The following is a 21,451-nucleotide window of genomic DNA, read 5'->3' as shown; positions in this document are numbered from 1 at the left end:
GGGCCGTCGTTCTTCCACAGGGCGTCACACGGACCCGGCGCACGCCCGACGACGGTCGCCGGGCCTAGGGCGCCGCCGTCAGCGAGAACGGCGTCGGCGAGCCCGTCGACGGGACCTATGGCGGTCCTCGGCCTCCGCCTCGGCCCGCGCCTGCTCGCGCGCCTGCGCGGCACGCGCCTCGCGGCGACCCGCCCAGGCGGCGACCGTCGCCTCGACGTCGCGCGGCATGGTGACCAGCGGCGGCCCGGCCGCCGGCTGGTAGCGGCCCCGCAGGACCCGTCGGTTGAACTCCTCGACCTCCTCGCGCACGTCGTCCTCGCTCCACAGCTCGTCGAGGAGCCCGTCCAGCGCGGCGTCGTCCTTGCGCAGCTGGATCGAGGGCGGCAGCACCACGAGCCTCTCGCGGCGCATGAAGGCCTTCAGCCACCAGTCCGGGTCGTGGAGGTCCTGCAGGTCGAGCGGCTTGCCGCTGCCGGGCAGGTCGTCGAAGTCGCCGCGGTCGATCGCCTTCCTGAGGTGCATCTCGGCGAGCAGCGCGATCGCCACCTCGTCGTCGACGGCGACCGCGTACGGGTCGAAGAACGCCGCCGGCGGCTGCTCGTCGCTCATCGTGGCTCCCCGTCGTGGCGGGTTTTCGGTCAACTGTATGATGTCGAGCGTACGACAACCCGGGGGCAGGATGCCGAAGCTGGTGGACCACCAGGAGCGCCGCGAGGAGATCGCGCACGCGCTGTGGCGCGTCGTCGACCAGCGCGGGTGGACCAGGGCGACCCTGCGGGAGGTCGCCCGCGAGGCCGGGGTCTCGCTGGGGCAGCTGCAGCACTACTTCGCGTCGCGCGCGGCGATGCTGACCTTCGCGATGGACTTCGCCGCCGAGCGCACCGCCGACCGGGTCGCGCGGGGGCTCGCCGCGCTCGAGGAACCGCCGCACCCCCGGGAGGTGCTGCGCCTGGTGCTCACCGAGATGCTGCCCCTGCACCCCGACGCCCGCGCGTCCAGCCGCATGAGCGCCGCCTACGTCCTCGAGGCGCTGCACGACCCGGCGCTGCGCGAGCAGGCGGGCCTCGGGCTCCGCGACGGCCGCGCGACGGTCGAGCGCCTCGTCCGCCAGGCGATCGCGCAGGGCCGGATCGCCCCGGACCGGGACCCCGACGTCGAGACGGACCTCCTCCTGGCGCTGACCGGGCTCACGCCCCTGCTCGAGCTCGGTGTCATCGAGCCGGAGGCCGCGCTGGCGGCCGTCGACCAGCACCTGGAGCGGCTCTTCGCCGCGGCGTGACGCCGATCCCTCTCCGGCGCCCGGTCGGGCGCCGGGACGCACGACCTCCCCCGAAAGGCGCAACCGAGGTTCCGCCCTCCGCCTCAAGACCCGGACCCCCGCCCCCGGGGAGGCTCGGGGGTACCGGCATGGCGAACGACGGCCGCCGGACGACGAGGGAGGGGACGGATGACCACCATCCGGATCGAGGGGCTGCACAAGTCCTACGGCGGCTTCGAGGCCGTGCACGACGTGGGTTTCACCGCCGAGCCGGGGCGGGTCGTGGGCCTGCTGGGTCCGAACGGCGCGGGCAAGAGCACGACCCTGCACGTGCTGCTCGGCCTGGCCCGGGCGGACGCCGGCACGGCGACGTTCGACGGCCGGCGCTACGGCGACCTGGAGCGCCCGGCGCAGGTGGTCGGGGCCCTCCTGGACGCGGGCGGCCTGCACCCCGGGCGCACCGGCCGCGACCACCTGCGGGTGCTCGCCGCGGCGTCGCGCCTCCCGGCCCGCCGGGTCGACGAGGTGCTGGCCGCCGTCGGCATGACTCCCGCCGCGGACCGCCGCGTGCGCACCTACTCGCTCGGCATGAAGCAGCGCCTCGGCATCGCCGCCGCGCTGCTCGGCCGCCCCGACGTCCTGGTGCTCGACGAGCCCGCCAACGGCCTCGACCCGGCCGGGATGCGGTGGCTGCGCGAGCTGCTGCGCACCTTCGCCGACGACGGCGGCACGGTGCTGCTGGCGAGCCACGTGCTGGGCGAGGTGGCGCAGGTCGCGGACGACCTGGTCGTCATCGGCCAGGGCCGCGTCGTGGCCGCGGGCACCCTGGGCGAGCTCGTCACCACCGACCGGAGCCTCGAGGACGTGTACCTCGATCTCACCGCCGCCACCGAAGGAGTCCGCTGATGTCTCTCGCCGTGTTCAGGGCCGAGCTGCTCAAGCTGCGCAGCACCCGGACGCCCTGGGTCATCGGGATCGTCGCCGTCGCGGGGATGCTGCTCGCGCAGACCCTCACTCTCGTGCTGCCGCGCACGCTGCGCACCCTCGAGGCGCTGGGAGGGTCGGACGCCGGGTTCCACGTCGGGCCGCAGATGTCCCCGGCGGACACCAGCGAGCTCCTGTCCGGTCTCGCCGCCGCCACGGATCTCGGGTCCGCCGCCGCCCAGCGGTCGCTGCTCGACCTCATGGGCACCGGGCCCGCCGGGTCCGGCTCCAGCGGCGTCACCGCGCTGTGCGTGCTGCTGCTCGGCGCGCTCGCGGCCACGACCGACTTCCGCACCGGCGGCATCGTGCCCACGGCGCTGGCCGTGCCGGACCGGCTGCGGATCCTCGCCGGCAAGGTGGGGGCGACGGCGACGGCGGCGCTCGCGATCGGGGTGGCGCTCGCGCTGGTCACGGCCGTCGGGCTGGTCCTCGCGGTCGCGACGACGCCCGGCGCGAGCCTGGCGATCGGGCCCGGCGAGGCGCTCGGCGTCTGGGCGCGGGGCCTCGCGGTGATGGTCCTGCTCTCGTGGCTGGGGCTCGCCGTCGGTACCCTCGTGCGGGGGCAGGTCGCGGCGATCGTCGTGGTCGTGGCGCTCGCCCTCGTGGAACCGATGATCCAGGCCGCCGCGCTCGTCCTCACGGGCGGCGCGACGACGGCGACGTCGTGGCTGCCGATCACCCTCGGGTCCCTCGCGTCGGCGGGTCAGGGCGCCGCCCAGCTCTTCGGGGCGACGACGGACGCCGGCCCGGCGCTCGGCGCCGCCGCGGCGCTGGCGGGGCTGGTCGCCTGGGCGGCCGTGCTGCTCGTCACCGCGGGCGCCGTGTTCCGTCGTCGTGACCTCGCCTGATATCAGATCGATACCCGCCTGACCAGCGACGACGGGTCGTGCCCGGCCCCGGACGGCGTACCGTGGGCCGGGCCCGACGGTCACCCCGAGACCGTCCAGAGAAGCATCCAGACAGCCATCCCGACACCGACGGAGGACCTGTGCTCGACGCGCTGCGACGGCGGCTCGACGCCCTCGGCGTCCGGACCCCCACGGGCCGCGACGCGCTGCTCGGCGCCGTCATCGCGGCGCTGTCGGTCGCGTTGCTCCTGACGCTGCTGCAGGTCGTGTCGTCGAGCCTCGGCGAGTCGTTCGGGGCCCGGGCGTCGGTGGACGGGATGAGCACGGGCGCGCTGGTGACGGCGTGCGTCGTCCTCGTCGGGCAGGCGATGGCGCTCACGCTGCGGCGCCGGTTCCCGATGCTGTGCCTCGCGCTCGTGCTGCTCGGGCAGCTCGCGCTGGCGCCGCTGCTGCCGCCGTTCGTGAACTTCCAGGCGCCGGCGACGCTGGTCGCCGCCTACTCGGTGGGCGTGCACGCCCCGCGACGGCCGGCCCTCGGCGCCGCGGCGGGCGCGGCCGTCGTGCAGGTGCTGCTCGGGTACGTGCTGGGCGGCCCCGCGACGGTGGCGGAGCTCGGCGTGACCGTCGGCACCCAGCTGTGGGGCGGGCTGGTGTCCGCGCTGGTGGTCTACCTCGGCGCCGTCCTGGTCGGCGCGTACGTCGGCACCCGGCGCGAGCTGCTCGCCCAGCTGCGGGCGCGCGTGGCGCAGGCCGAGCGCGAGCGCGAGGCGCTCGCCGCCCAGGCCGTCCTCGCGGAGCGTGGTCGCATGGCCCGCGAGCTGCACGACGTCGCGGCGCACCACCTGTCCGGCATCGTCGTGCAGGCGGCCGCCGCGGAGCGGCTCGTCGCGGGCGACCCCGAGCGGGCGAAGGAGTCGCTGCGCTGGATCCGCGGGCAGGGGCGGGAGACGCTCGACAACCTGCGGCTCGTCGTCGGCATCCTCCGCGACACCGGCGAGGGCGACGACGCGCCGTCGGCCCCGCAGCCGACCCTCGCCGACGTGCCCGCGCTGATCGACCTCGCCCGGAGCACGGGCACGCGGGTGCAGGAGACGCGGCGGGGCGAGCCCTACGACCTCCCGCCCACCGTGCAGCTCACGGTGTACCGGGTGCTGCAGGAGTCGCTCGCCAACGCCCGCCGGCACGCGCCGGGCAGCGCCGTCGACGTCGAGACCGTGTACGACGAGGACGAGGTGGCGGTCACCGTGCGCAACGGCCCCGCCGACCGGTCGGCGTCGATAGCGCCGCCGCAGGAGGCGGGCCCGGGGCACGGCGTCATCGGCATGACCGAGCGCGCGGAGCTCGTGGGCGGCCGGCTCACCGCGCGCCGCACGTCCGGCGGCGGCTGGCTGGTGCGCCTCGTCGTGCCACGCCCCGCAGGCGCCGAGGGTCGGTCGGTGCGTGCCGGGCAGGGCGCCCGATGACGCGGGTCGTGCTCGTGGACGACCAGGCGGTGGTGCGCGCCGGGTTCACCGTGATCCTGCAGAGCGAGGGCCTCGAGGTCGTGGGGGAGGCGTCGAACGGCGCCGACGCCGTCCGCGTCGCCCGCCGCGAGCGGCCCGACGTCGTGTGCATGGACGTGCGCATGCCCGGCGGCGACGGCATCACCGCGACGCGCGAGCTCGCCGGGCCGGGCGTCGTCGACCCGGTGCCCGTGCTCGTGGTCAGCACCTTCGACCTCGACGACTACGTGTTCGGCGCGCTGGAGGCCGGCGCGTCCGGCTTCCTGCTCAAGGACGCCGAGCCCGAGGTGCTCGTCGACGCCGTGCGCCGGGTGGCCGCCGGGGACGGGCTCGTGGACCAGACCCTCACGCGGCGCGTCATCGACGAGTTCGCACGGCGCCGCGGCCCCGTCGTGCCCGACCCGGCCGCGACCGGGCTGCTCACCGCGCGCGAGCAGGAGATCGTCGCGCTGCTGTGCCGGGGGTCGTCCAACGCGGAGATCGCCGCGGCGCTGTTCCTCGAGGCGAGCACGGTGAAGTCGCACCTGAGCCGGATCATGACCAAGACGGGTGCGCGCGACCGCGTGCAGCTCGTGGTGTGGGCGTACGACACCGGGCTCGTGGTCCCGGGCACCTGACCGCCGGGTCGGCGATTCCCGGCTGCCGCGACGTACCACCCGTCGACATGCCGGGCGGTCGGGGGCGGCGTCAGTGCTCGAGCACGTCGACGGCGGTGTCCAGGCAGTGCAGCGCGCTCGGCGGGTCCACGCGCACCAGGGTGAAGGCGCTGATGACGAGGGCCGTGCAGACGTCGGCGAGCCGGTCGGCGTCGGCCGGTGACGCGTCCGGTCGCCGCGCGACCACCCCGCGCCGGAGGGCGGCGCGCAGCTCGGCGCGGTAGTCGGCGACGGTGCGGCGCACGGCGTCGTCGGCCGCGATGGGGGAGCCCGACGTGTTGACGAGCAGGCAGCCCGAGGTGCCCTGGACCTCGTCCGCGCGGGCGAGCGCCGCGCGCAGGCCGGTGAGGTACTCGACGAGCGCGTCGGGGGCGACGTCGTCGGCCACGAGCGGGCGCAGGCGCGGCCGCACGACCTCGTCCAGGTAGCTCTGCACGGCGGCGTCGAAGAGGCCGCGCTTGGAGCCGAAGGCGTGGTAGATGCTCGACCGGTTCAGGCCGGTGGCGCGTTCGAGCGCGGGGACGGACGCTTCCGCGTACCCGTCGCGCCAGAACACCTCGCGCGCCGCCCGGACCGCCAGCTCGGTCTCGAACCCCTGCGCCCTGCCCATCGTGCCTCCAGTTGTGTAACGCTCGTTGCAGTATATACAGTGGACCGACCGTTACAGAATCGCCGGCGGGTGCGCCGGCAGGCAGCAGGGAGAACCGATGGTCGTCGCAGGGCTCGTCCTGGCCGGGATCGCCGCCGCGCTCCACGTGTTCATCTTCTGGCTCGAGTCGGTCGCGTGGACCACGCCCCGGGCGCGCGCCACGTTCGGCACGACCGAGCAGGAGGCCGCCGCCACGCGCGAGCTGGCCTTGAACCAGGGCTTCTACAACCTGTTCCTCGCCGTCGTGACCGCGATCGGCATCGTGCTCGTCGCACTCGGGAGCACGGTCGGCACCACCGGTGCCGGCGCGGCCCTCGTGCTGGCAGGCGCCGGCAGCATGCTCGCCGCCGCCCTCGTCCTGTTCCTCTCCTCGCCCGACAAGCGCCGCGCCGCCGTCACGCAGGGCGCCGCGCCGCTGCTCGCGGTCGTCGCGCTCGTCGTCGGCCTCGCGTCCTGATCATCGACCCCGGAAGTAGGCACCACACCCGCATGTCCTCCATCGTCAGCACGCAGGTCCAGCTCGCCGCCCGCCCCACCGGGTGGCCCGCTCCGGACGACTTCCGCACCGTCCAGGTCACCTACGGCGACCTCGAGCCGGGCCAGGTCCGCGTGGCCAACGAGTTCGTCTCCGTCGACCCGTACATGCGCGGGCGCATGAACGACGTGAAGAGCTACACCCCGCCCTTCGCGCTGGGGGAGACCATGACCGGCGGCGCGATCGGGCGCGTCCTCGAGTCGGCGTCCGACGACATCCCTGTGGGCGCCGTGGTGCTGCACCAGCACGGCTGGCGCGACGTCGCGCAGGAGGACGCGCGCGGCTTCCGCGTCGTGCCCGAGCTGCCGGGCGTGCCGCTGTCGCTCCACCTGGGCATCCTCGGCATGACGGGCCTCACGGCGTACGTCGGCCTCACCGCGATCGCGGGCATGAAGCCGGGCGACACCGTGTTCGTCTCGGGCGCGGCGGGCGCCGTCGGCACCGCGGCCGGCCAGATCGCGCGCCTGCTCGGCGCGGAGCGGGTCGTCGGGTCGGCCGGGTCGGCCGAGAAGGTCGAGCTGCTCACCTCGAAGTACGGCTACGACGCCGCCCTCGACTACAAGGACGCCCCCGTCCGCGAGCAGCTCCCCGCGCTGGTGCCGGGCGGCGTCGACGTCTTCTTCGACAACGTCGGCGGCGACCACCTCACCGCAGCGCTCGACGTGATGAACGACGGCGGCCGGGTCGCGCTGTGCGGGGCCATCGCCGGCTACAACGCCACCGATCGCCTGCCCGGCCCGGACAACATGGCGAACCTCATCACCAGGGGCCTCATGCTCAAGGGCTTCACGCTGGGCGGCTACCTCCACCACGGCGCCGAGTTCCGCGAGCTCATGACCGGCTGGTTCGCGGACGGGAAGATCGCCTACGACGAGACCGTCGTCGACGGCATCGAGAACGCCCCGCAGGCGTTCCTCGACATGATGGCCGGCGCCAACACCGGGAAGATGGTCGTCCGCACGGCGCGCTGAGGCCGCGTCAGCCCGGCGTCATCCGGGCCCGGCCGCCCGGGCGACGAAGACCCACTCCAGCCCGGGTCGGTCGGGCGCGTCGCGCACCTGCTCGACGACGTAGCCGGCCTCCTCGAGCGACGCCGCCAGCTCGTCGTGCTCCCGGAACCGGAGGGTCGAGTCCGAGCGCAGGACCCGTCCGTCGGCCAGGACGAAGGTGCCGCGGAACCTCACGAGCGGCAACGAGACGTCGACCAGGTCGGTCCACGTCTCGACGACGCCGAACCCCGGCACGTCGCTGCGGCGGTGCGTACGCTCGCGGGTCCAGCGCTCCCAGAACCGTCGCGCAGGGTCGCGGGTCTCGAACACGAGACGACCGCCCGGGAAGAGAGCGGCGTGCACGCCACGGAGGGTCGCCGCCCAGTCGTCGTCGGTGAGGAAGACCTGCGCGACGTTCCCGGTCATCGTGGCGAGGTCCACCTGCAACGGCGGCAGCGTCGTGGCGTCTCCGTGCAGCCAGCGCACGCGCCCGGCGCCCGGCTTGCCGCGGGCCACGTCGAGCGAGGCGCCCGCCGGGTCGACGCCGACGACGTCGACGCCCTCCGCCGCGAGCAGCACGGCGAGCGTGCCCGTCCCGCAGCCGACGTCGAGCACCTGGCGCGCGCCCAGCTCGCGGGCGAGCGCCAGGTACGGATCGAGGTCGCGGCGGTCCGGGTCGAGCGGGTCGTACAGCCGGGCGAGCGTGGGGTCGGCGAAGATCGCGTCGGGCACGGGTCGACCGTAGGCACGGCCGACCCGGGCGGCCCAGGGAATTCCTGGGATCCTCAGGCGCGCAGGGCCTGCTCCACGTCCTCGACGATGTCGCGCGGGTCCTCGAGACCGATCGACAGCCGCACGGTGGTCTCGGCGATGCCGACCTTGGCGCGGCCCTCCGGGCCGAGCTTGCGGTGCGTCGTCGTGGCGGGGTGCGTGATGATCGACTTCGCGTCGCCGAGGTTGTTGGAGATGTCGACGACCTGCAGGGCGTCGAGGAACGCGAACGTCCGCTTCTTCGCCTCCGCCGGCTCGGTGCCCTCGGGCACCGCGAGGTCGAACGTCACGACCGTGCCGCCGCCCGACTGCTGCGCCTTGGCGAGCTCGTGCTGCGGGTGCGAGGGCAGGAACGGGTAGCGCACGCCGGTCACGCCGTCGAGCTCCTCGAGCGCGGTCGCGACCTCCAGCGCCGCCGCATTCTGGGCGCGCACGCGCACGTCGAGCGTCTCCAGGCCCTTGAGCAGCACCCACGCGTTGAACGGGCTCAGCGACGGGCCGGTGTTGCGCACGAACGTCTGCACCGGCCCGGTGAGGAACTCCTCCGAGCCGAGGATCGCGCCGCCGAGCACACGGCCCTGGCCGTCGATGTGCTTGGTGGCCGAGTACACGACGACGTCGGCGCCGAGCTCGAGCGGCTTCTGCAGGACGGGCGTCGCGAACACGTTGTCCACCACGACGACGGCGCCCGCGGCGTGCGCGAGCTCCGCCACCCGCCGCACGTCGACGAGGTCCTGCATGGGGTTGGACGGCGACTCGAAGAACACGACGTCGGCCGGCGTGGCGAGGGCCTCCTCCCACTGGGAGGTCACGTGCCCGTCGACCAGGTCGACGCGCACCCCCCACTTGGCGAGGATCTCGTCGTAGATGACGTTCGTCGACCCGAACAGGGCCCGCGCCGACACGATGCGCGAACCGCTGGAGACCAGCGCGGCGAGGGTGTTGAACACCGCCGACATGCCCGACGCCGTGGCGTAGCAGGCCTCGGCGCCCTCGATGAGGCGCAGCCGCTCCTCGAACGTGTGCACCGTCGGGTTGCCGTACCTCGAGTACAGGAACTGGGACCGCTCGCCGGCGAACGCGGCCTCGGCGTCCGCTGCCGAGCCGTAGGTGTACCCCTGGGTGAGGAACAGGCCCTCGGACATCTCCTGGAAGTCCGAGCGACGGTGCCCGCCGCGCACGGCGAGCGTCGCGGGCCGCACCGTGGCGGGCAGCGGGCGCGAGCCGCCGAAGGTCGTGGGGTCGGCGCCCGGGCCGGTCGGGACCTGCGCGTCGCTCATCGCGCCTGCTCCGCGGCCTGCTGCGTCGCGGCGGCGTCGTACGCGCCCCAGGGCAGGCCGCGCACCTTCCAGCCCTCGCGGTCGCGCACGCCGTCGAAACCGGGACCGCCCTCGAAGCCCTCGAGCACGTTGTACGCCGGGCCCAGGCCCGACGACGTCGCGAGCCGCGCCGCCCCGATGGAGCGCTGGCCGGAGCGACAGAGGAAGACGAGCGGTCGGTCCGCGGTGACGCCCGCGGCGGCGAGCTCGGCGAGGAAGCCGGCGTTCGGGCGCCCGCCCGCCTGCACCCACTCGACGAAGAGCGGCTCCTTGCCGGCGGTCGCGGTGTCGGGCACGCCGATGGCGCGCCACTCGCCCTCGGTGCGCACGTCCACCAGGACGGCGTCCGGGTCGCCGGCGAGCAGGTCCCACGCCTGCTGCGGGGTGAGGTCGCCGGCGTAGCCCTCGGCGGGGCGGGGATCGATCTGGGTGCTCATCGCAGTCCTCCCATCGGTCGTGGCGGTAGCACCCTCGTCCGGTACGGCCGCCGTCGCCGGCGACCGGCCCGCGGGTTGCTGCGGCGTCGACGTGCCACGTCACTCGGCCGCTCGGGATGGTCCTGGCGATCGTACGACAGCCGTCCGCCTGCTGGTCACCCCGTCTCGGGAGGCGAACGTCGCGCGTCCCCGGTGGGCCCCGCCTTCCGTGAAAGGTAAAGTCACGGTCAGGTTCCGGAAATGACCGCGCCCACAGGAGGCGCGCCATGGCCATCCTCGCCACGATCAAGGGCTGGTTCCGGCGCGAGCGGGAGGAGCCGCTGGAACGCCCTCGCGACCTGCCGCCGCCGCGCCCCGAGGGCGGGCGCCCGTACGAGGCGCCCTTCCCCCAGGGCGCGGACAACGTGCTCGGCTGGCGCGACGGCCCCGGCATCTGACCCGCGGTCCGCCCGCGTCGGGTCGGCCGCCCTCGCCGACGTGGGCCTGCGGGGGCGCGCCGGAGGGCAGGACGGTGCCAGGGGGCGCGCGGCCGGCGTCCCACGCGCCCGCATCGTGAGAAGGGCCGGGGCTCCGCTTGACCGTGGGGTGCTGCGCACGCACGATGGGCGGCAGGTCAAGAGCGCCAGCGCGAAGCCCCGGCTCGCTGGCCGGCAACCCTCCTCTCGCGGCGGGGTGCCCCGGGTGACGACCTGGCCCCGCGCCGTCCGGCGTACGGGCAAGCGCGGGGAGCCACCTCCCCGGCACGACCGAGGAGGACCACGCATGACCACGCTCACCACTGCGCCTGCGGTGCCCGCCACGCGCGCCGCCGCCGTGCACGACGTCGCCCCCGTGCTGCCCGTCGTCGGCGGCGACACGCTCGTGCCGCTCGTCGACGGCCGCCAGGTGCCGTACGCCAACCTCGACGTCGCGGCATCGGCGCCCGCCCTGCAGGCCGTGGCGGACCGGGTCGCGCGCGTGCTGCCGCTGTACGCCAGCGTGCACCGCGGCGCCGGTTACCTGTCCCAGGTCTCGACCGCCCTGTACGAGACGGCGCGCCGCACGATCGGCGCGTTCGTCGGCGCCCGCGAGGACGACCTCACGATCGTCACCCGCAACACGACGGACTCGCTCAACCTGCTCGCGGGCTGCGTGCCCGCCGACCCGGCCACCGGCGAGCCGGGCCGCGTCCTCGTGCTCGACATCGAGCACCACGCCAACCTTCTGCCCTGGCAGCGCGTCACCGACGCGACCGTCGTCACCGGCGGGCCGTCCGTGTCGGCCACCCTCGCGGAGATCGAGGAGGAGCTGAGCTCCGCCGCCGCGGCGGGCCGTCCCTACGCCCTGCTGGCGCTCACCGGCGCGTCGAACGTGACCGGCGAGGCGCTGCCCGTGGCCGACGTCGTCGCCGCGGCGCACGGAGCGGGCGCGCGCGTCGTGCTCGACGGTGCCCAGCTGGTGCCGCACCGCCGCTTCTCGCTCGCGGGGACGGGCGTCGACTACGTCGCCTTCTCGGGCCACAAGACGTACGCGCCCTTCGGGGCGGGCGCCCTGGTCGGACGGCGCGACTGGCTCGACGCCGGCACCCCGTACCTCGCCGGCGGCGGGGCCGTGCGCCGGGTGCGCACCACCACCACCGAGTGGCACGAGGGCCCCGCCCGGCACGAGGCGGGCTCGCCCAACGTCGTGGGCGCGGTGGCGCTCGCGGCCGCGTGCGACGAGCTCGCCGCCCTCGATCCGTGGGTCGCCGGCGAGCACGAGGACGCCCTGCGGCGCCGGCTCGTGGACGGGCTGGGCGAGGTCGAGCGCGTCGAGGTCGTGCACGTGTGGGACGACGCCGTCGACCCGGTGGGGGTCGTCACGTTCACCGTCACCGGGTACGACCCGGGCCTCGTCGCCGCGTACCTGTCCGCCGAGCACGGCATCGGCGTGCGCGACGGGCGGTTCTGCGCCCACCCCCTGCTCGGCCGCCTCGGGTTCGACGCCGGCGCCGTGCGCGCGTCGGTGGGCCTCGGGACGGCGGGCGAGGAGGTCGAGCGGCTCGTCGCGGCCGTCCGCTCGCTCGTGACCGAGGGGCCGCAGGCGCGGTACGACGTCGTGGACGGGCTGTGGGTCGTCGTCGACGATCCCCGCCCCGTGCCCGACGGCTCCGGCCTCGAGGGGCTGCTCGCCACCGCCGCGCTGGGCGCCGACGAAGCCTTCGGCTGCCTGCCCGACGACCTCTGAGCAGTCGGTCCCGCCCCAGCGGGGCATGACGACGGGGCGCCACTGTGCGGTGGCGCCCCGTCGTGTCAGCGGGTCACTTCTTGAACGCGTCCTTGGTGTCGTCGCCCGCCTGCTTGAGGTTCGCGCTGGCCTGCTGGGCCTTGCCCTCGGCCTCCTTGCTCTCGTCGCCGGTGAGCTTGCCCGTGGCTTCCTTGACCTTGCCTTCGGCCTCTTCCGCGAGGTGCTTGGCCTTGTCTCCCAGTCCCATCGGGGCTCCTTCCGTCATACGAACGACCTCGAAGACCGACCGTAGGCGCGTGCCCGCCGGCTCGCACGCCGACGTCTCAGGTCGTGGGTCCTCCGGGTGGCGGCCGGCAGGTCAGGGCGCCGGGCGGCCGAACTCCTCGATCAGCACCGGGTACTGCTCGTGACCGTGGCCCGCGGCGACGCCACGGTCCGCCACGGCCTTGAGCAGTCTCGGCAGCTCGGTGCTCACGCCCAGCGCCTCGCTCTCCTCGACGAGGTGCGCCATCGCGCGCACGTCCGTCTCGAGGGCGGAGGCCTCGGCCGGGAAGCTGCCGCTGTCGACCTGCTCCGCGTAGCCGGGCAGCCAACCGGCCACGCCCTCCGCGATCTGCCGGGCGAACGGCGCGAAGGCGGCGGCGTCCACCCCGGCCGTGCGGAGCATGGCGGTGCCGTGCAGCCACGCGTCGAGGACGCTCCACATCATCGTGAGGCCGGCCGCGTCGTAGAGGGATGCCAGCCCGGGGTCCTCGCCGAGGTGGGTGACGGTGCCGAGCGCCGCGAGCGTGGCCGCGTGCGCGTCGAAGTCCGCCCGGGGCCCGCTGTGCAGGACGACCGCGTCCGCCGTCCCGATCGCGGAGGGCACGGCCATGATCGCGCCGTCGAGGTATCGCGCTCCGCGTCGGGCGGCCCACCGGGCGGTCTCCCTGGCCTGCGAGGAGCTGCTGGACGTGAGGTTGACCAGCGGGGCGCCGGTGACGTCGACGCCGTCCTGGCCGATCAGCTCGCGCACGGCGGCGTCGTCGGTGAGGCAGACGATCGTCAGGGCGCCGGGACGCACCGCCGCGGCCGCCGAGGGCGCCAGGCGCGCGCCGTCCGCCACCAGGGCGTCGGCCTTGGCGGCGGTGCGGTTCCACACGGTGGTGGGGTGCCCGGCCCGGAGGAACGCGCCGGCGAGCGCGCGACCCATGAGGCCGAGACCGACGACGGAGACGGGGGCGGGGGGCGACGGCTTGTGGGTTCTGGTGACCATGGCAGCATCGTCGACGTTCATACCGGTGTGAAGGTCAAGGGGGAGCGGGATGCGGATCGGGGAGCTGAGCCGCCGCACGGGCGTGCGGACGCACCAGCTGCGCTACTACGAGGCCCAGGGCCTGCTGGAGGTCGCCCGGCGCTCGAACGGCTACCGCGAGTTCGACGAGGGGGCCGTGCTGCGGGTGCGGCAGATCCGGCACCTGCTCGACGCCGGCCTGTCGTCCGAGGACATCGCCTACGTCCTGCCGTGCGCGGTCGGCGAGGAGCCGCAGCTGCCCGGCTGTGTCGAGCTCCTGACCGCGATGCGCTCCCGCCTGCGGCGCCTGGAGGACCAGATGGCGAGGCTCGCCCGCTCGCGCTCGGCCCTGGCCGGGTACATCGCGGCGGCGGAGCGGGTGGGTGGCGAGAGCTACCCGCCGCTCGACGGCGCGGCGGCGGAGAGGATCCCCGCCTGATCACCAGGCCGGCGGGTGCCGGTCCGCCCAGCGCAGCCGGTCCTCGAGCTGGGCGGCGAGGGCGAGGAGCGTCGTCTCCCCGCCCGGCCGCCCGATCAGCTGCACGCCCATCGGCAGCCCGTCGTCGGTCCACCGCGTGGGCACGGTGATCGCGGGCAGGCCGGCCACGTTGAGCATCGACGTCCACGGCGTGTACTGGCACTGCTGCTCGAAGTTGCGCTCCGGGTCCTCGGGGTCGAACCAGCCGAGCGGGCGGGGCGTCATCGCGAGGGCGGGGGTGACGACGGCGTCGAACCGCGACACCTGCGCGACCAGCCGGCGCTCGAAGGCGGTCAGGGCGCGCAGCGCCTCCGCGAGCTCGCGCGCGGGCACCTGGCGGCCACGGCCGATGAGCCATCGGGTGAGCGGCTCGAGGCGGTCGAGTCGGGCGGGGTCGTCGAGCGGCACCGCGGACGCGCCCGCCATCCACAGGGTGCGGAAGGCCGGGCCGTACGTCGGGTCGGGCTCGAGGGACAGGCCGTCCACCTCGTGCCCGAGCCCGGTGAGCGTCGCCACGCCGGTGTCGAGCGCGGCGCGCGCGTCGTCCGACGTCGTGATGGCGTAGAAGTCGTCCCAGGCGGAGTCGGTCGTGACGCCGATCCGGAAGCGGCCCCGCACGTCCTCGCCGCCCTCTCCCGCCACCTCGCCGCGGCGGGCCGCGGCCAGGTACTCCCCGGCGCGGGCCGACGGTGCGCGCAGCGTCAGCGGGTGCGCCACCCGCCCGTCGGGCGTCCGGGTGAGCATCCCCTCGAGCAGCAGCGCGGTGTCCTCGGTGGTGCGGGCGAGGGGCCCGTCCACGACCAGACCGCCGAGCGACTCCTGCCCCGACCCCGCGGGGACGAGGCCGCGGCTCGGCTTGAGCCCGACCACCCCGCACGCCGCGGCGGGGATGCGCACCGAGCCGCCGCCGTCCGACCCGGGCGCGCACGGCAGCAGGCCCGCGGCGACGGCGGCGGCGGCGCCCCCGCTCGACCCGCCCGCCCCGAGCGACGGGTCCCACGGGTTGCGCGCCACCGGCCCGGCCAGCGGCTCCGTGTACGCGGGGAATCCGAGCTCGGGCGCCGTCGTGCGGCCGAGGCTCACCATGCCCGCGGCGTCGAGGACCTCGACGATCTCGTCGCTCACCGGCGCCACCACGGCGTCGTCGCCGGCGAAGGCGCGGGAGCCGAACCCGGCGGGCACGCCGGCCCGCAGCCACAGGTCCTTGTCCCCGCCGGGCAGCCCCCACAGCACGCCCCGGGCCTCCGCGCCGTCGCGCTCGAGGCGCGCCGCCCGCTCGCGCGCCGCCCCGGGGGTGACGCTGACGAAGGCCCCCAGCGCGTGGTTGGCGCGCTCGATCCGGGCCAGGAAGTGGTCGGCCACCTCGGTCGGCGTGAGCTCGCCCGCGCGCAGCAGGTCGCGCAGCCGGGCGGCGGTCATCTCGTGCAGGGCGTCGTCCATGACCCCCATCCTGCGCCGAGCATGCGGATGTGCTCGCAATGCGGCGCGAGAACGTGCCCAGGTGCATGGTCGGCGAGGATGGGGCGGTGACCCACGACCTCGTCCTCGCCGGCCACGGCGTGCGCCTGGAGCCCCTCGGCCCGCAGCACGCCGCGGCGCTGCTCCCCCTCGTCGACGCCGACCTCTGGTTCGGCATGACCTCGCCCGTCCCGACGACCGTCGCGGACCTCGAGGCGTGGATCGACGCCGGGGTCGCCACGCCCGGCACGATGGCGTTCGCCGTCGTGGGCGACGACGGCGCGGTCCGCGGGTCCACGCGCTTCTACGAGCTGGCCCCCGGGCCGCGCCGCGTGGAGATCGGCACCACCTTCTACGGGCGCGACTGGTGGGGCGGCACGACCAACCCCGCGTGCAAGCTCCTGCTGCTGCGGCACGCGTTCGAGGAGTGGGGGATGCGCCGCGTCGCGCTGCGCGCCGACTCGCGCAACATGCGCTCGTGCGCGGCCATCCAGCGCCTCGGCGCGAAGCCCGAGGGCGTGCTGCGCAAGCACCGCGTCGCCGCCGACGGCACGGTGGGGGACACCGCGTACTTCTCGATCGTCGACGACGAGTGGCCGGACGTCCGCGACGGGCTGCGGCGCCGGCTCGCGGCGGCGTGACGGTTCGACGGGTCCCACCGGCCGGGCGGTGAGACCCTGGCGGGAGGACGACAGGTAGGGTCGACGGCCGGCCCGGGCCAGGCGTGACGTGGCCGGCTCGCGGCCGGACCTGTCCCCGAACCCTGGAGAGCCTGTGACCACCGAGGACGCCGCCGCCGTCGAACCGAGACCCGAGCGCGAGCCGCACGACAGGTCGTTCTTCGGCCACCCGCGCGGACTGGCCACGCTGTTCAGCCTCGAGGTCTGGGAGCGGTTCTCGTTCCTCGGGATGCAGGCCATCCTCGTCCTGTACTTCACCGCGTCGGTCGCCGACGACGGCCTCGCGATGGAGCCCGGCAACGCGGCGTCGATCGCGGCCGGCTACGGCACGATGGTCTATCTGGTGTCCGTGGGCGGCGGCTGGATCGCGGACCGGATCCTCGGCTCCTACCGGAGCGTGCTGTGGGGCGGCATCCTCATCGCCGCGGGCCACTACACGATGGCGATCCCGGCGGAGTTCTCCACGTGGGTCGGCCTGGTGCTCATCAGCCTCGGCACCGGGCTGCTCAAGCCCAACGTGTCGACGCTCGTCGGCAAGCTCTACCGGACCGACGACGAGCGGCGCGACGCCGGGTTCGCGCTCTACTACATGGGCATCAACGTGGGGGCGTTCTTCGGCCCGCTGGTCACCGGGTGGCTGGGCGCGGAGGTCGGCTGGCACTGGGGCTTCTCCGCCGCCGCGATCGGCATGACGGCGGGACTGGTCCAGTACGTCGTGGGCCGGCGCGGCATCCCCGGCTACGGCCGCGGGGCCGAGGCGGCGCTGCCGCCCGACGTCGCGCGCCGCACGCGCTGGATCCTCGGCGGCTCGGCGGCCGCCGTCGTCGTCGTCCTGGTCGTCCTCGCCCTCGTCGGACGGCTCAGCGTGGACGGCGTCGTCGACGCCCTCACCGTGATCGCGATGGTCGCGCCGATCGTCTACTTCACGGTGATGTTCCGCAGCCCCCGCGTGACGGGCGAGGAGCGTGGGCGGCTGCGCCCGTTCCTCGTGCTGTGGATCGCGTCGGTCGCGTTCAACTTCGTGCTCTTCCAGGCGTACTCGGTGCTCATCCTGCTCGCCGAGGACCACGTGGACCGCACGATCTTCGGGTGGGACGTGCCCTCGTCGTGGTTCAGCTCCTACCTCGGCGCGGCGGAGGTGCTGGTCGCCCCGCTCGTCGCCGCGCTGTGGACCTGGCTCGGGCCGCGGCAGCCGCACGCCTCGAAGAAGGTCGCGTTCGGCGCCCTGCTCGGCGGCCTGTCCTACCTGGTCCTCGTCCCCGCCGTGAGCGGGCAGTCCGGCGACTGGCGGATCGCCGTCTGGTGGATGCTCGTCTCGCTGCTGCTGCTCGGCCTGGGCGACGTGCTGCTGCAGACCACCGGCCTGTCCGCCACGACGAAGCTCGCCCCGCTCGCGTTCTCCAGCCAGTCGATGGCGGTGTGGTTCCTGTCCATCGCGCTGGCCAACGGCATCCAGGCCCAGACGGTCCGCTTCTACGGCGAGGTCCCCGACGGGGTCTACTTCGCCGTCAACGGCGCCGTGCCCGTGATCGTCGCCGTCGTCGTCCTCGCCCTGTCGCCATGGATGAAGCGCACCATGCACCCCGTCCACTGAGCCCGCGCGACCTCCCGGAGGACACCATGCGATACGTCACCGACCTGCCCCACGAGACCCGCGTCGAGGACCACTGGATCCCCCTGGCGGACGGCACGCGCCTCGCGGCCCGCGTCTGGCGGCCCGTCGACCCCACGCCCGTCCCGGCGATCCTGGAGTACCTGCCCTACCGGCTGTCCGACTGGACCGCCCCCCGCGACGCCCAGCGCCACCCGTACTACGCCGGGCACGGCTACGCGTCGGTGCGGGTGGACATCCGTGGCAGCGGCAACTCCGACGGCTTCCAGGACGACGAGTACTCGCCCACGGAGCTCGCCGACGGGGTGGCCGTCGTGGAGTGGCTGGCGGCGCAGGACTGGTGCGACGGCGCGGTCGGCATGTTCGGCATCTCGTGGGGCGGCTTCAACTCGCTCCAGATCGCGGCGCTCGCCCCCGAGCCGCTCAAGGCGATCGTCACGGTGTGCTCCACCGACGACCGCTACGACAACGACGTGCACTACACGGGCGGCTCCGTGCTGGCCGTCGACATGCACGCGTGGGCTGCCACGATGCTCGCGTTCTGCTCGCGCCCGCCGGACCCGGCGTACGTGGGGGAGGGCTGGCGCGCGCAGTGGCTCGAGCGGCTCGAGCGCACGGAGCCGTTCGTCCACACCTGGCTGGACCACCAGACCCGCGACGACTACTGGCGGCACGGCAGCGTCATCGAGGACTACTCGACGATCTCGGCCGCGGTCCTCGCCGTCGGCGGCTGGAACGACCCCTACCGCGACACGGTGCTCCGGCTCGCCGCGGCGGGCGACGACGGCGCCCTGCGCGCCCCGGTGCGCGGCATCCTCGGCCCGTGGTCGCACCAGTACCCCGACCGCGGCCTGCCGCCCGGGCCGGCCATCGGCTTTCTGCAGGAGACGCTGCGCTGGTGGGACCACTGGCTCAAGGGCGCCGACCGCGGCGTCCTCGACGACCCGCCGCTGCGCGCGTGGATCAGCGAGTCCGTGCCGCCCGCCACCGTCTACGACGAGCTGCCCGGCCGGTGGGTGGGCGAGCCGACGTGGCCGTCGCCGCACGTGCTCGCCCGCGAGCTGCCGCTCGTGGCCGCGGGCGCCGACGACCCTCCCGAGGGCGGCCTGCGGACGACGGCGCCGACGGTCGGGGCGCTCGCCGACGGGCACCCCGTCCCGACGTCGTGGCTGGTGGACTCGCCGTCGCACACGGGCGTGGACGCCGGCCGGTTCTTCCCGTTCGGCAACGACGCCGACCTGCCGCCCGACCAGCGGGAGGAGGACGGGCGGTCCCTCTGTTTCGACTCCGACCCGCTGACCGCCCCGCTGGAGATCCTCGGCCGGGCGCGCGTGCGGCTGCGGCTCACGTGCTCGGGGGAGAAGGGGCAGGTCGTGGCGCGGCTGTGCGACGTCGGGCCGGACGGCGCGTCGACGCTGGTCACGCGCGGCGTGCTCAACCTGTCCGCCCGGCACGGCCGCGACCGGGCCGTGCCGTGGACGCCGGGCGCCACCGAGGAGGTGACGTTCGAGCTCACCGGGACCGGCTACGCGCTGGCGCCCGGCCACCGGCTCCGCCTGGCGGTGTCCTCCGCCTACTGGCCGTGGGTCTGGCCGCAGCCGGGGGACGCCGTGCTCGCCGTCGCGGTCGGCGACGGCGCGCTGGAGCTGCCCGTGCACGACCGCGCGTCGTCGCACCCGCCCGTCGTCTTCGAGGAGCCCGAGCAGGCGCCGCCGCTCGGCGTCGTCTTCGGCGAGGCGGACGAGGCCCGCCCGGAGCGCCGGGTGGTGCGCGACGTCGCGGAGGGCCGGTGGCTGCTCGAGGTCGACCCGCGCTACGGCGGCACCCGCACCTACCCCGACGGGCTCGAGTTCACCGAGGACGCCCTCGAGCGGTACTGGATCGGCCGGGACGCCACGAGCGCGCGGACCCGCTCGGACTGGACCGTGCGGCTGCGTCGCGGCGCCGGCGGCCCGCTGCCCGCGGGGATGACCGACGGCTGGGACGCGAGCGTCGTCACCCGGTCGGAGATCACCTGCGACGAGCACGCCTTCCGCACCGAGAACGAGGTGGTGGCGCGCGACGGCGACGAGGTCGTCTTCGAGCGGCGGTGGACGCGGACGATCCCGCGCACCGCGGGCTGACGCCTACCGCAGCAGGGGCGCGACCTCCTCGCCGAGGAACGCCGCGAAGCCGTCGAGGTCCGGCTCGTCCAGGGTCGGCTGCGCGACGACGGTCGTGGCGCCGAGCGCGACGTAGCGGCGCAGCCCGTCGGCGACCTCCTCCGCGGACCCCCAGCTGGCGTGGTCGGCGAGCACGTCGTCGGACGTCGCGTCGACGTCCCACCGGGCGAGGGACCGGCGCAGCCGGTCGGCCGCGCCGTCCCCGGTGGCGACCTGGGCGAACGCGACCGTCCGGAACGGGTGCTCGCCCTCGGGCGCTGACCCGGCGACCGGCGGCAGGCCGGCGGCAGCGCGCCCCTCGTCCACGAGCGCGACCGCCCGACGGGCCCCGGAGACGCCCGAGTCGCCGTCGATGACCACTCCCTGGGCGACCTCGCCCACCAGCCGCAGGGTCTTCGGCCCCTTCGCCGCCGCGACGACGAGGGGGGCGACGGCGGGCGGCCAGTCGAGCGCGACGTCGTCGAGCGTCACATAGCGGCCGGACGTCGTGACGCGCTCCCCGGCGAGCAGCGCGCGCAGGGCGGTGACCTGCTCCCGCATGAGCGTCAGCGGCGACGCGACGCGCGCCCCGACCTGGCCCATCCAGTCCTGCACGCCGTGCCCGACGCCCGGCACGAACCGGCCGGGGAACACGCCGTCGAGCGTCGCCGTCTCCATCGCCGTGAGTGCCACGTTGCGCAGCGGCAGCGGCATCACGCCGATCCCGACGCGCAGGTGCTCGGTGGCGCTCAGCATCGCCGCGGCCGCGGACGGGCCGGACTCGAGGAAGCAGTCCTCCCACAGCCACACCTCGTCGAGGCCGGCGGCCTCGGCGGTGCGGGCGAACGGGACGAACCGCGAGGGCGGGTTGCCGTAGGGCGCGAGGATGCAGCCGAGGGTCACCATGACCCGATCCTGCCCCAGCCCCGCCCGCCGAGGTAGTACCGGATCCCGCGAGGTAGTACAGCTCCTGCCGAGGTCGTCCCCGATCAGCGACGGCGGACGCGCAGGACGGCGGAGTCCACCCGCGGCGGGGGTCGGAACGCGCGCCGCGGCACGGGCGCGCCGACGTCGAGCACGAACCGGCGCGCGTGGCGCGCGCCCGGCGGGGCGTCGGCGAGCCTCCGCGCTGCGGCGCGCTGCAGCACGAGGTCGGCCGAGAGCAGCCGGTCGGTCCCGAGCAGGGCGCGGAGCAGCCCCGTGGACAGCTGGTACGGCGGGCTCGACACGACGCGGAACGGACGGCGCGGCAGGCGCAGGTCGGCGAGGTCGTGCGTCACGACCGTCACCGGGGCGTCGGCGAACCGGCGGCGCAGGGCAGCAGCGCGGCCGGGGTGCAGCTCGACCGCCAGCACGCGTGCGCCCGCATCGAGCAGCGGGCGGGTCAGCGCGCCGTCCCCGGCGCCCAGGTCGAGCACGAGGTCGCCCGGTCGCACGGGCGCCTGCTCGACGACGCGGGCGGCCCAGTCAGCGCGGAGCGGGTGCCATCCCCAGTCGCGTCGTGACGCGCGCGCCTGCCCGGACGCGCGCACGGCGGATCACCATGAAGATCGACATGCCCGCGACCCTACGAAGCGCCCCGCGGTGGCCGCACGGCTTTTCCGCCCAGACGCCGGACAGGCGGTCGACACCTCGGGCCTCGGCGGGCCCGAGGTG

At 75.3% G+C, this 21,451-nt stretch carries 23 protein-coding genes and 1 riboswitch; of the genes, 13 read left to right on the top strand and 10 right to left on the bottom strand.

Translation table 11 applies throughout. The annotated features are described in order from the left end of the window. Positions 1–78: 78 nt before the first annotated feature. On the bottom strand, positions 79–609 hold the full coding sequence (locus tag ACFQ8T_RS09890; protein ID WP_430546370.1) for a DUF1992 domain-containing protein: 531 nt from the start codon (positions 607–609) through the stop codon (positions 79–81). Between the two features lie 70 nt (positions 610–679). Here ACFQ8T_RS09890 and ACFQ8T_RS09885 point away from each other — a divergent pair, with 70 nt between their 5' ends. The 5 genes from ACFQ8T_RS09885 to ACFQ8T_RS09865 all read left to right on the top strand — a co-directional run bounded on the left by ACFQ8T_RS09885 (position 680) and on the right by ACFQ8T_RS09865 (position 5,209). Next, the gene (locus ACFQ8T_RS09885) at positions 680–1,279 is read left to right on the top strand and encodes a TetR/AcrR family transcriptional regulator (RefSeq protein ID WP_430546369.1); all 600 of its coding nucleotides are present in this window, start codon (positions 680–682) and stop codon (positions 1,277–1,279) included. Between the two features lie 168 nt (positions 1,280–1,447). Beyond that, positions 1,448–2,164, top strand: coding sequence for an ABC transporter ATP-binding protein (locus ACFQ8T_RS09880; RefSeq protein ID WP_430546368.1), 717 nt, complete (start codon positions 1,448–1,450; stop codon positions 2,162–2,164). Next, positions 2,164–3,090, top strand: coding sequence for a hypothetical protein (locus ACFQ8T_RS09875; RefSeq protein ID WP_430546367.1), 927 nt, complete (start codon positions 2,164–2,166; stop codon positions 3,088–3,090). The genes ACFQ8T_RS09880 and ACFQ8T_RS09875 overlap by 1 nt, the downstream gene beginning before the upstream one ends. Positions 3,091–3,230: 140 nt before the next feature. After that, entirely contained in the window at positions 3,231–4,553 is a 1,323-nt protein-coding gene (locus ACFQ8T_RS09870; protein WP_430546366.1) for a sensor histidine kinase, read from the top strand. Then, a complete protein-coding gene (locus ACFQ8T_RS09865) occupies positions 4,550–5,209 on the top strand; it encodes a response regulator (protein WP_430546365.1) in 660 nt (219 codons plus the stop codon). The genes ACFQ8T_RS09870 and ACFQ8T_RS09865 overlap by 4 nt, the downstream gene beginning before the upstream one ends. Before the next feature lie 70 nt (positions 5,210–5,279). Here ACFQ8T_RS09865 and ACFQ8T_RS09860 read toward each other — a convergent pair whose 3' ends face one another. Beyond that, complete coding sequence (locus ACFQ8T_RS09860) at positions 5,280–5,858, bottom strand: TetR/AcrR family transcriptional regulator (RefSeq protein WP_430546364.1); 579 nt, start codon at positions 5,856–5,858, stop codon at positions 5,280–5,282. A gap of 97 nt (positions 5,859–5,955) precedes the next feature. Between ACFQ8T_RS09860 and ACFQ8T_RS09855 the strand changes: the two genes are divergently transcribed. Continuing rightward, positions 5,956–6,354, top strand: a complete 399-nt coding sequence (locus tag ACFQ8T_RS09855) for a DUF1304 domain-containing protein (RefSeq protein ID WP_430546363.1) — start codon at positions 5,956–5,958, stop codon at positions 6,352–6,354. Between the two features lie 32 nt (positions 6,355–6,386). Next, on the top strand, positions 6,387–7,403 hold the full coding sequence (locus ACFQ8T_RS09850) for an NADP-dependent oxidoreductase (protein WP_430546362.1): 1,017 nt from the start codon (positions 6,387–6,389) through the stop codon (positions 7,401–7,403). Positions 7,404–7,421: 18 nt separating this feature from the next. On the opposite strand, the gene ACFQ8T_RS09845 is transcribed toward ACFQ8T_RS09850, so the two are convergent. From ACFQ8T_RS09845 to ACFQ8T_RS09835, 3 genes are read right to left on the bottom strand one after another with little or no spacing between them, the layout of a single operon-like run. Further along, a complete protein-coding gene (locus ACFQ8T_RS09845; protein ID WP_430546361.1) occupies positions 7,422–8,153 on the bottom strand; it encodes a class I SAM-dependent methyltransferase in 732 nt (243 codons plus the stop codon). A gap of 53 nt (positions 8,154–8,206) precedes the next feature. Beyond that, the gene (locus ACFQ8T_RS09840) at positions 8,207–9,472 is read right to left on the bottom strand and encodes an O-succinylhomoserine sulfhydrylase (protein WP_430546360.1); all 1,266 of its coding nucleotides are present in this window, start codon (positions 9,470–9,472) and stop codon (positions 8,207–8,209) included. After that, on the bottom strand, positions 9,469–9,948 hold the full coding sequence (locus ACFQ8T_RS09835) for a rhodanese-like domain-containing protein (RefSeq protein ID WP_430546359.1): 480 nt from the start codon (positions 9,946–9,948) through the stop codon (positions 9,469–9,471). Before ACFQ8T_RS09835 ends, ACFQ8T_RS09840 begins: the two co-directional genes overlap by 4 nt. A gap of 266 nt (positions 9,949–10,214) precedes the next feature. On the opposite strand from ACFQ8T_RS09835, the gene ACFQ8T_RS09830 reads away from it, so the two are divergent. Both ACFQ8T_RS09830 and ACFQ8T_RS09825 read left to right on the top strand, forming a co-directional pair. Further along, positions 10,215–10,385 carry a hypothetical protein gene (locus ACFQ8T_RS09830; RefSeq protein WP_430546358.1) on the top strand — a complete coding sequence of 57 codons (171 nt, stop codon included), beginning with the start codon at positions 10,215–10,217 and terminating at the stop codon, positions 10,383–10,385. 174 nt (positions 10,386–10,559) lie between these two features. Next, positions 10,560–10,676: riboswitch (SAM riboswitch) on the top strand. A gap of 34 nt (positions 10,677–10,710) precedes the next feature. Continuing rightward, positions 10,711–12,153, top strand: coding sequence for an aminotransferase class V-fold PLP-dependent enzyme (locus tag ACFQ8T_RS09825; protein ID WP_430546357.1), 1,443 nt, complete (start codon positions 10,711–10,713; stop codon positions 12,151–12,153). 73 nt (positions 12,154–12,226) lie between these two features. On the opposite strand, the gene ACFQ8T_RS09820 is transcribed toward ACFQ8T_RS09825, so the two are convergent. Continuing rightward, positions 12,227–12,400, bottom strand: a complete 174-nt coding sequence (locus tag ACFQ8T_RS09820; RefSeq protein WP_430546356.1) for a CsbD family protein — start codon at positions 12,398–12,400, stop codon at positions 12,227–12,229. A 111-nt stretch (positions 12,401–12,511) separates the two neighbouring features. Then, the gene (locus tag ACFQ8T_RS09815) at positions 12,512–13,408 is read right to left on the bottom strand and encodes an NAD(P)-dependent oxidoreductase (protein WP_430546355.1); all 897 of its coding nucleotides are present in this window, start codon (positions 13,406–13,408) and stop codon (positions 12,512–12,514) included. Between the two features lie 49 nt (positions 13,409–13,457). Here ACFQ8T_RS09815 and ACFQ8T_RS09810 point away from each other — a divergent pair, with 49 nt between their 5' ends. Then, positions 13,458–13,865 (top strand): MerR family transcriptional regulator, encoded by a 408-nt coding sequence (locus ACFQ8T_RS09810; protein ID WP_430546354.1) that lies wholly within the window; start codon positions 13,458–13,460, stop codon positions 13,863–13,865. On the opposite strand, the gene ACFQ8T_RS09805 is transcribed toward ACFQ8T_RS09810, so the two are convergent. Then, a complete protein-coding gene (locus ACFQ8T_RS09805) occupies positions 13,866–15,344 on the bottom strand; it encodes an amidase (protein ID WP_430546353.1) in 1,479 nt (492 codons plus the stop codon). A gap of 86 nt (positions 15,345–15,430) precedes the next feature. On the opposite strand from ACFQ8T_RS09805, the gene ACFQ8T_RS09800 reads away from it, so the two are divergent. The 3 genes from ACFQ8T_RS09800 to ACFQ8T_RS09790 all read left to right on the top strand — a co-directional run bounded on the left by ACFQ8T_RS09800 (position 15,431) and on the right by ACFQ8T_RS09790 (position 19,777). After that, positions 15,431–16,003 (top strand): GNAT family N-acetyltransferase, encoded by a 573-nt coding sequence (locus ACFQ8T_RS09800; protein ID WP_430546352.1) that lies wholly within the window; start codon positions 15,431–15,433, stop codon positions 16,001–16,003. 133 nt (positions 16,004–16,136) lie between these two features. Further along, positions 16,137–17,636: a peptide MFS transporter gene (locus ACFQ8T_RS09795; RefSeq protein ID WP_430546351.1), complete on the top strand. Its 1,500-nt coding sequence runs from the start codon at positions 16,137–16,139 to the stop codon at positions 17,634–17,636. 26 nt (positions 17,637–17,662) lie between these two features. Further along, positions 17,663–19,777, top strand: coding sequence for a CocE/NonD family hydrolase (locus ACFQ8T_RS09790; protein ID WP_430546350.1), 2,115 nt, complete (start codon positions 17,663–17,665; stop codon positions 19,775–19,777). Positions 19,778–19,780: 3 nt separating this feature from the next. Here ACFQ8T_RS09790 and ACFQ8T_RS09785 read toward each other — a convergent pair whose 3' ends face one another. Both ACFQ8T_RS09785 and ACFQ8T_RS09780 read right to left on the bottom strand, forming a co-directional pair. Next, positions 19,781–20,701 (bottom strand): LLM class flavin-dependent oxidoreductase, encoded by a 921-nt coding sequence (locus ACFQ8T_RS09785; RefSeq protein WP_430546349.1) that lies wholly within the window; start codon positions 20,699–20,701, stop codon positions 19,781–19,783. A gap of 83 nt (positions 20,702–20,784) precedes the next feature. Further along, on the bottom strand, positions 20,785–21,327 hold the full coding sequence (locus tag ACFQ8T_RS09780; RefSeq protein WP_430546348.1) for an rRNA adenine N-6-methyltransferase family protein: 543 nt from the start codon (positions 21,325–21,327) through the stop codon (positions 20,785–20,787). Between the last annotated feature and the right edge of the window lie 124 nt (positions 21,328–21,451).

The organism is Isoptericola sp. NPDC056618, from assembly GCF_042792715.1.
GTDB classification, from domain to species: domain Bacteria; phylum Actinomycetota; class Actinomycetes; order Actinomycetales; family Cellulomonadaceae; genus Isoptericola; species Isoptericola nanjingensis.
This window is presented reverse-complemented; position numbering and strand designations above follow the sequence as displayed.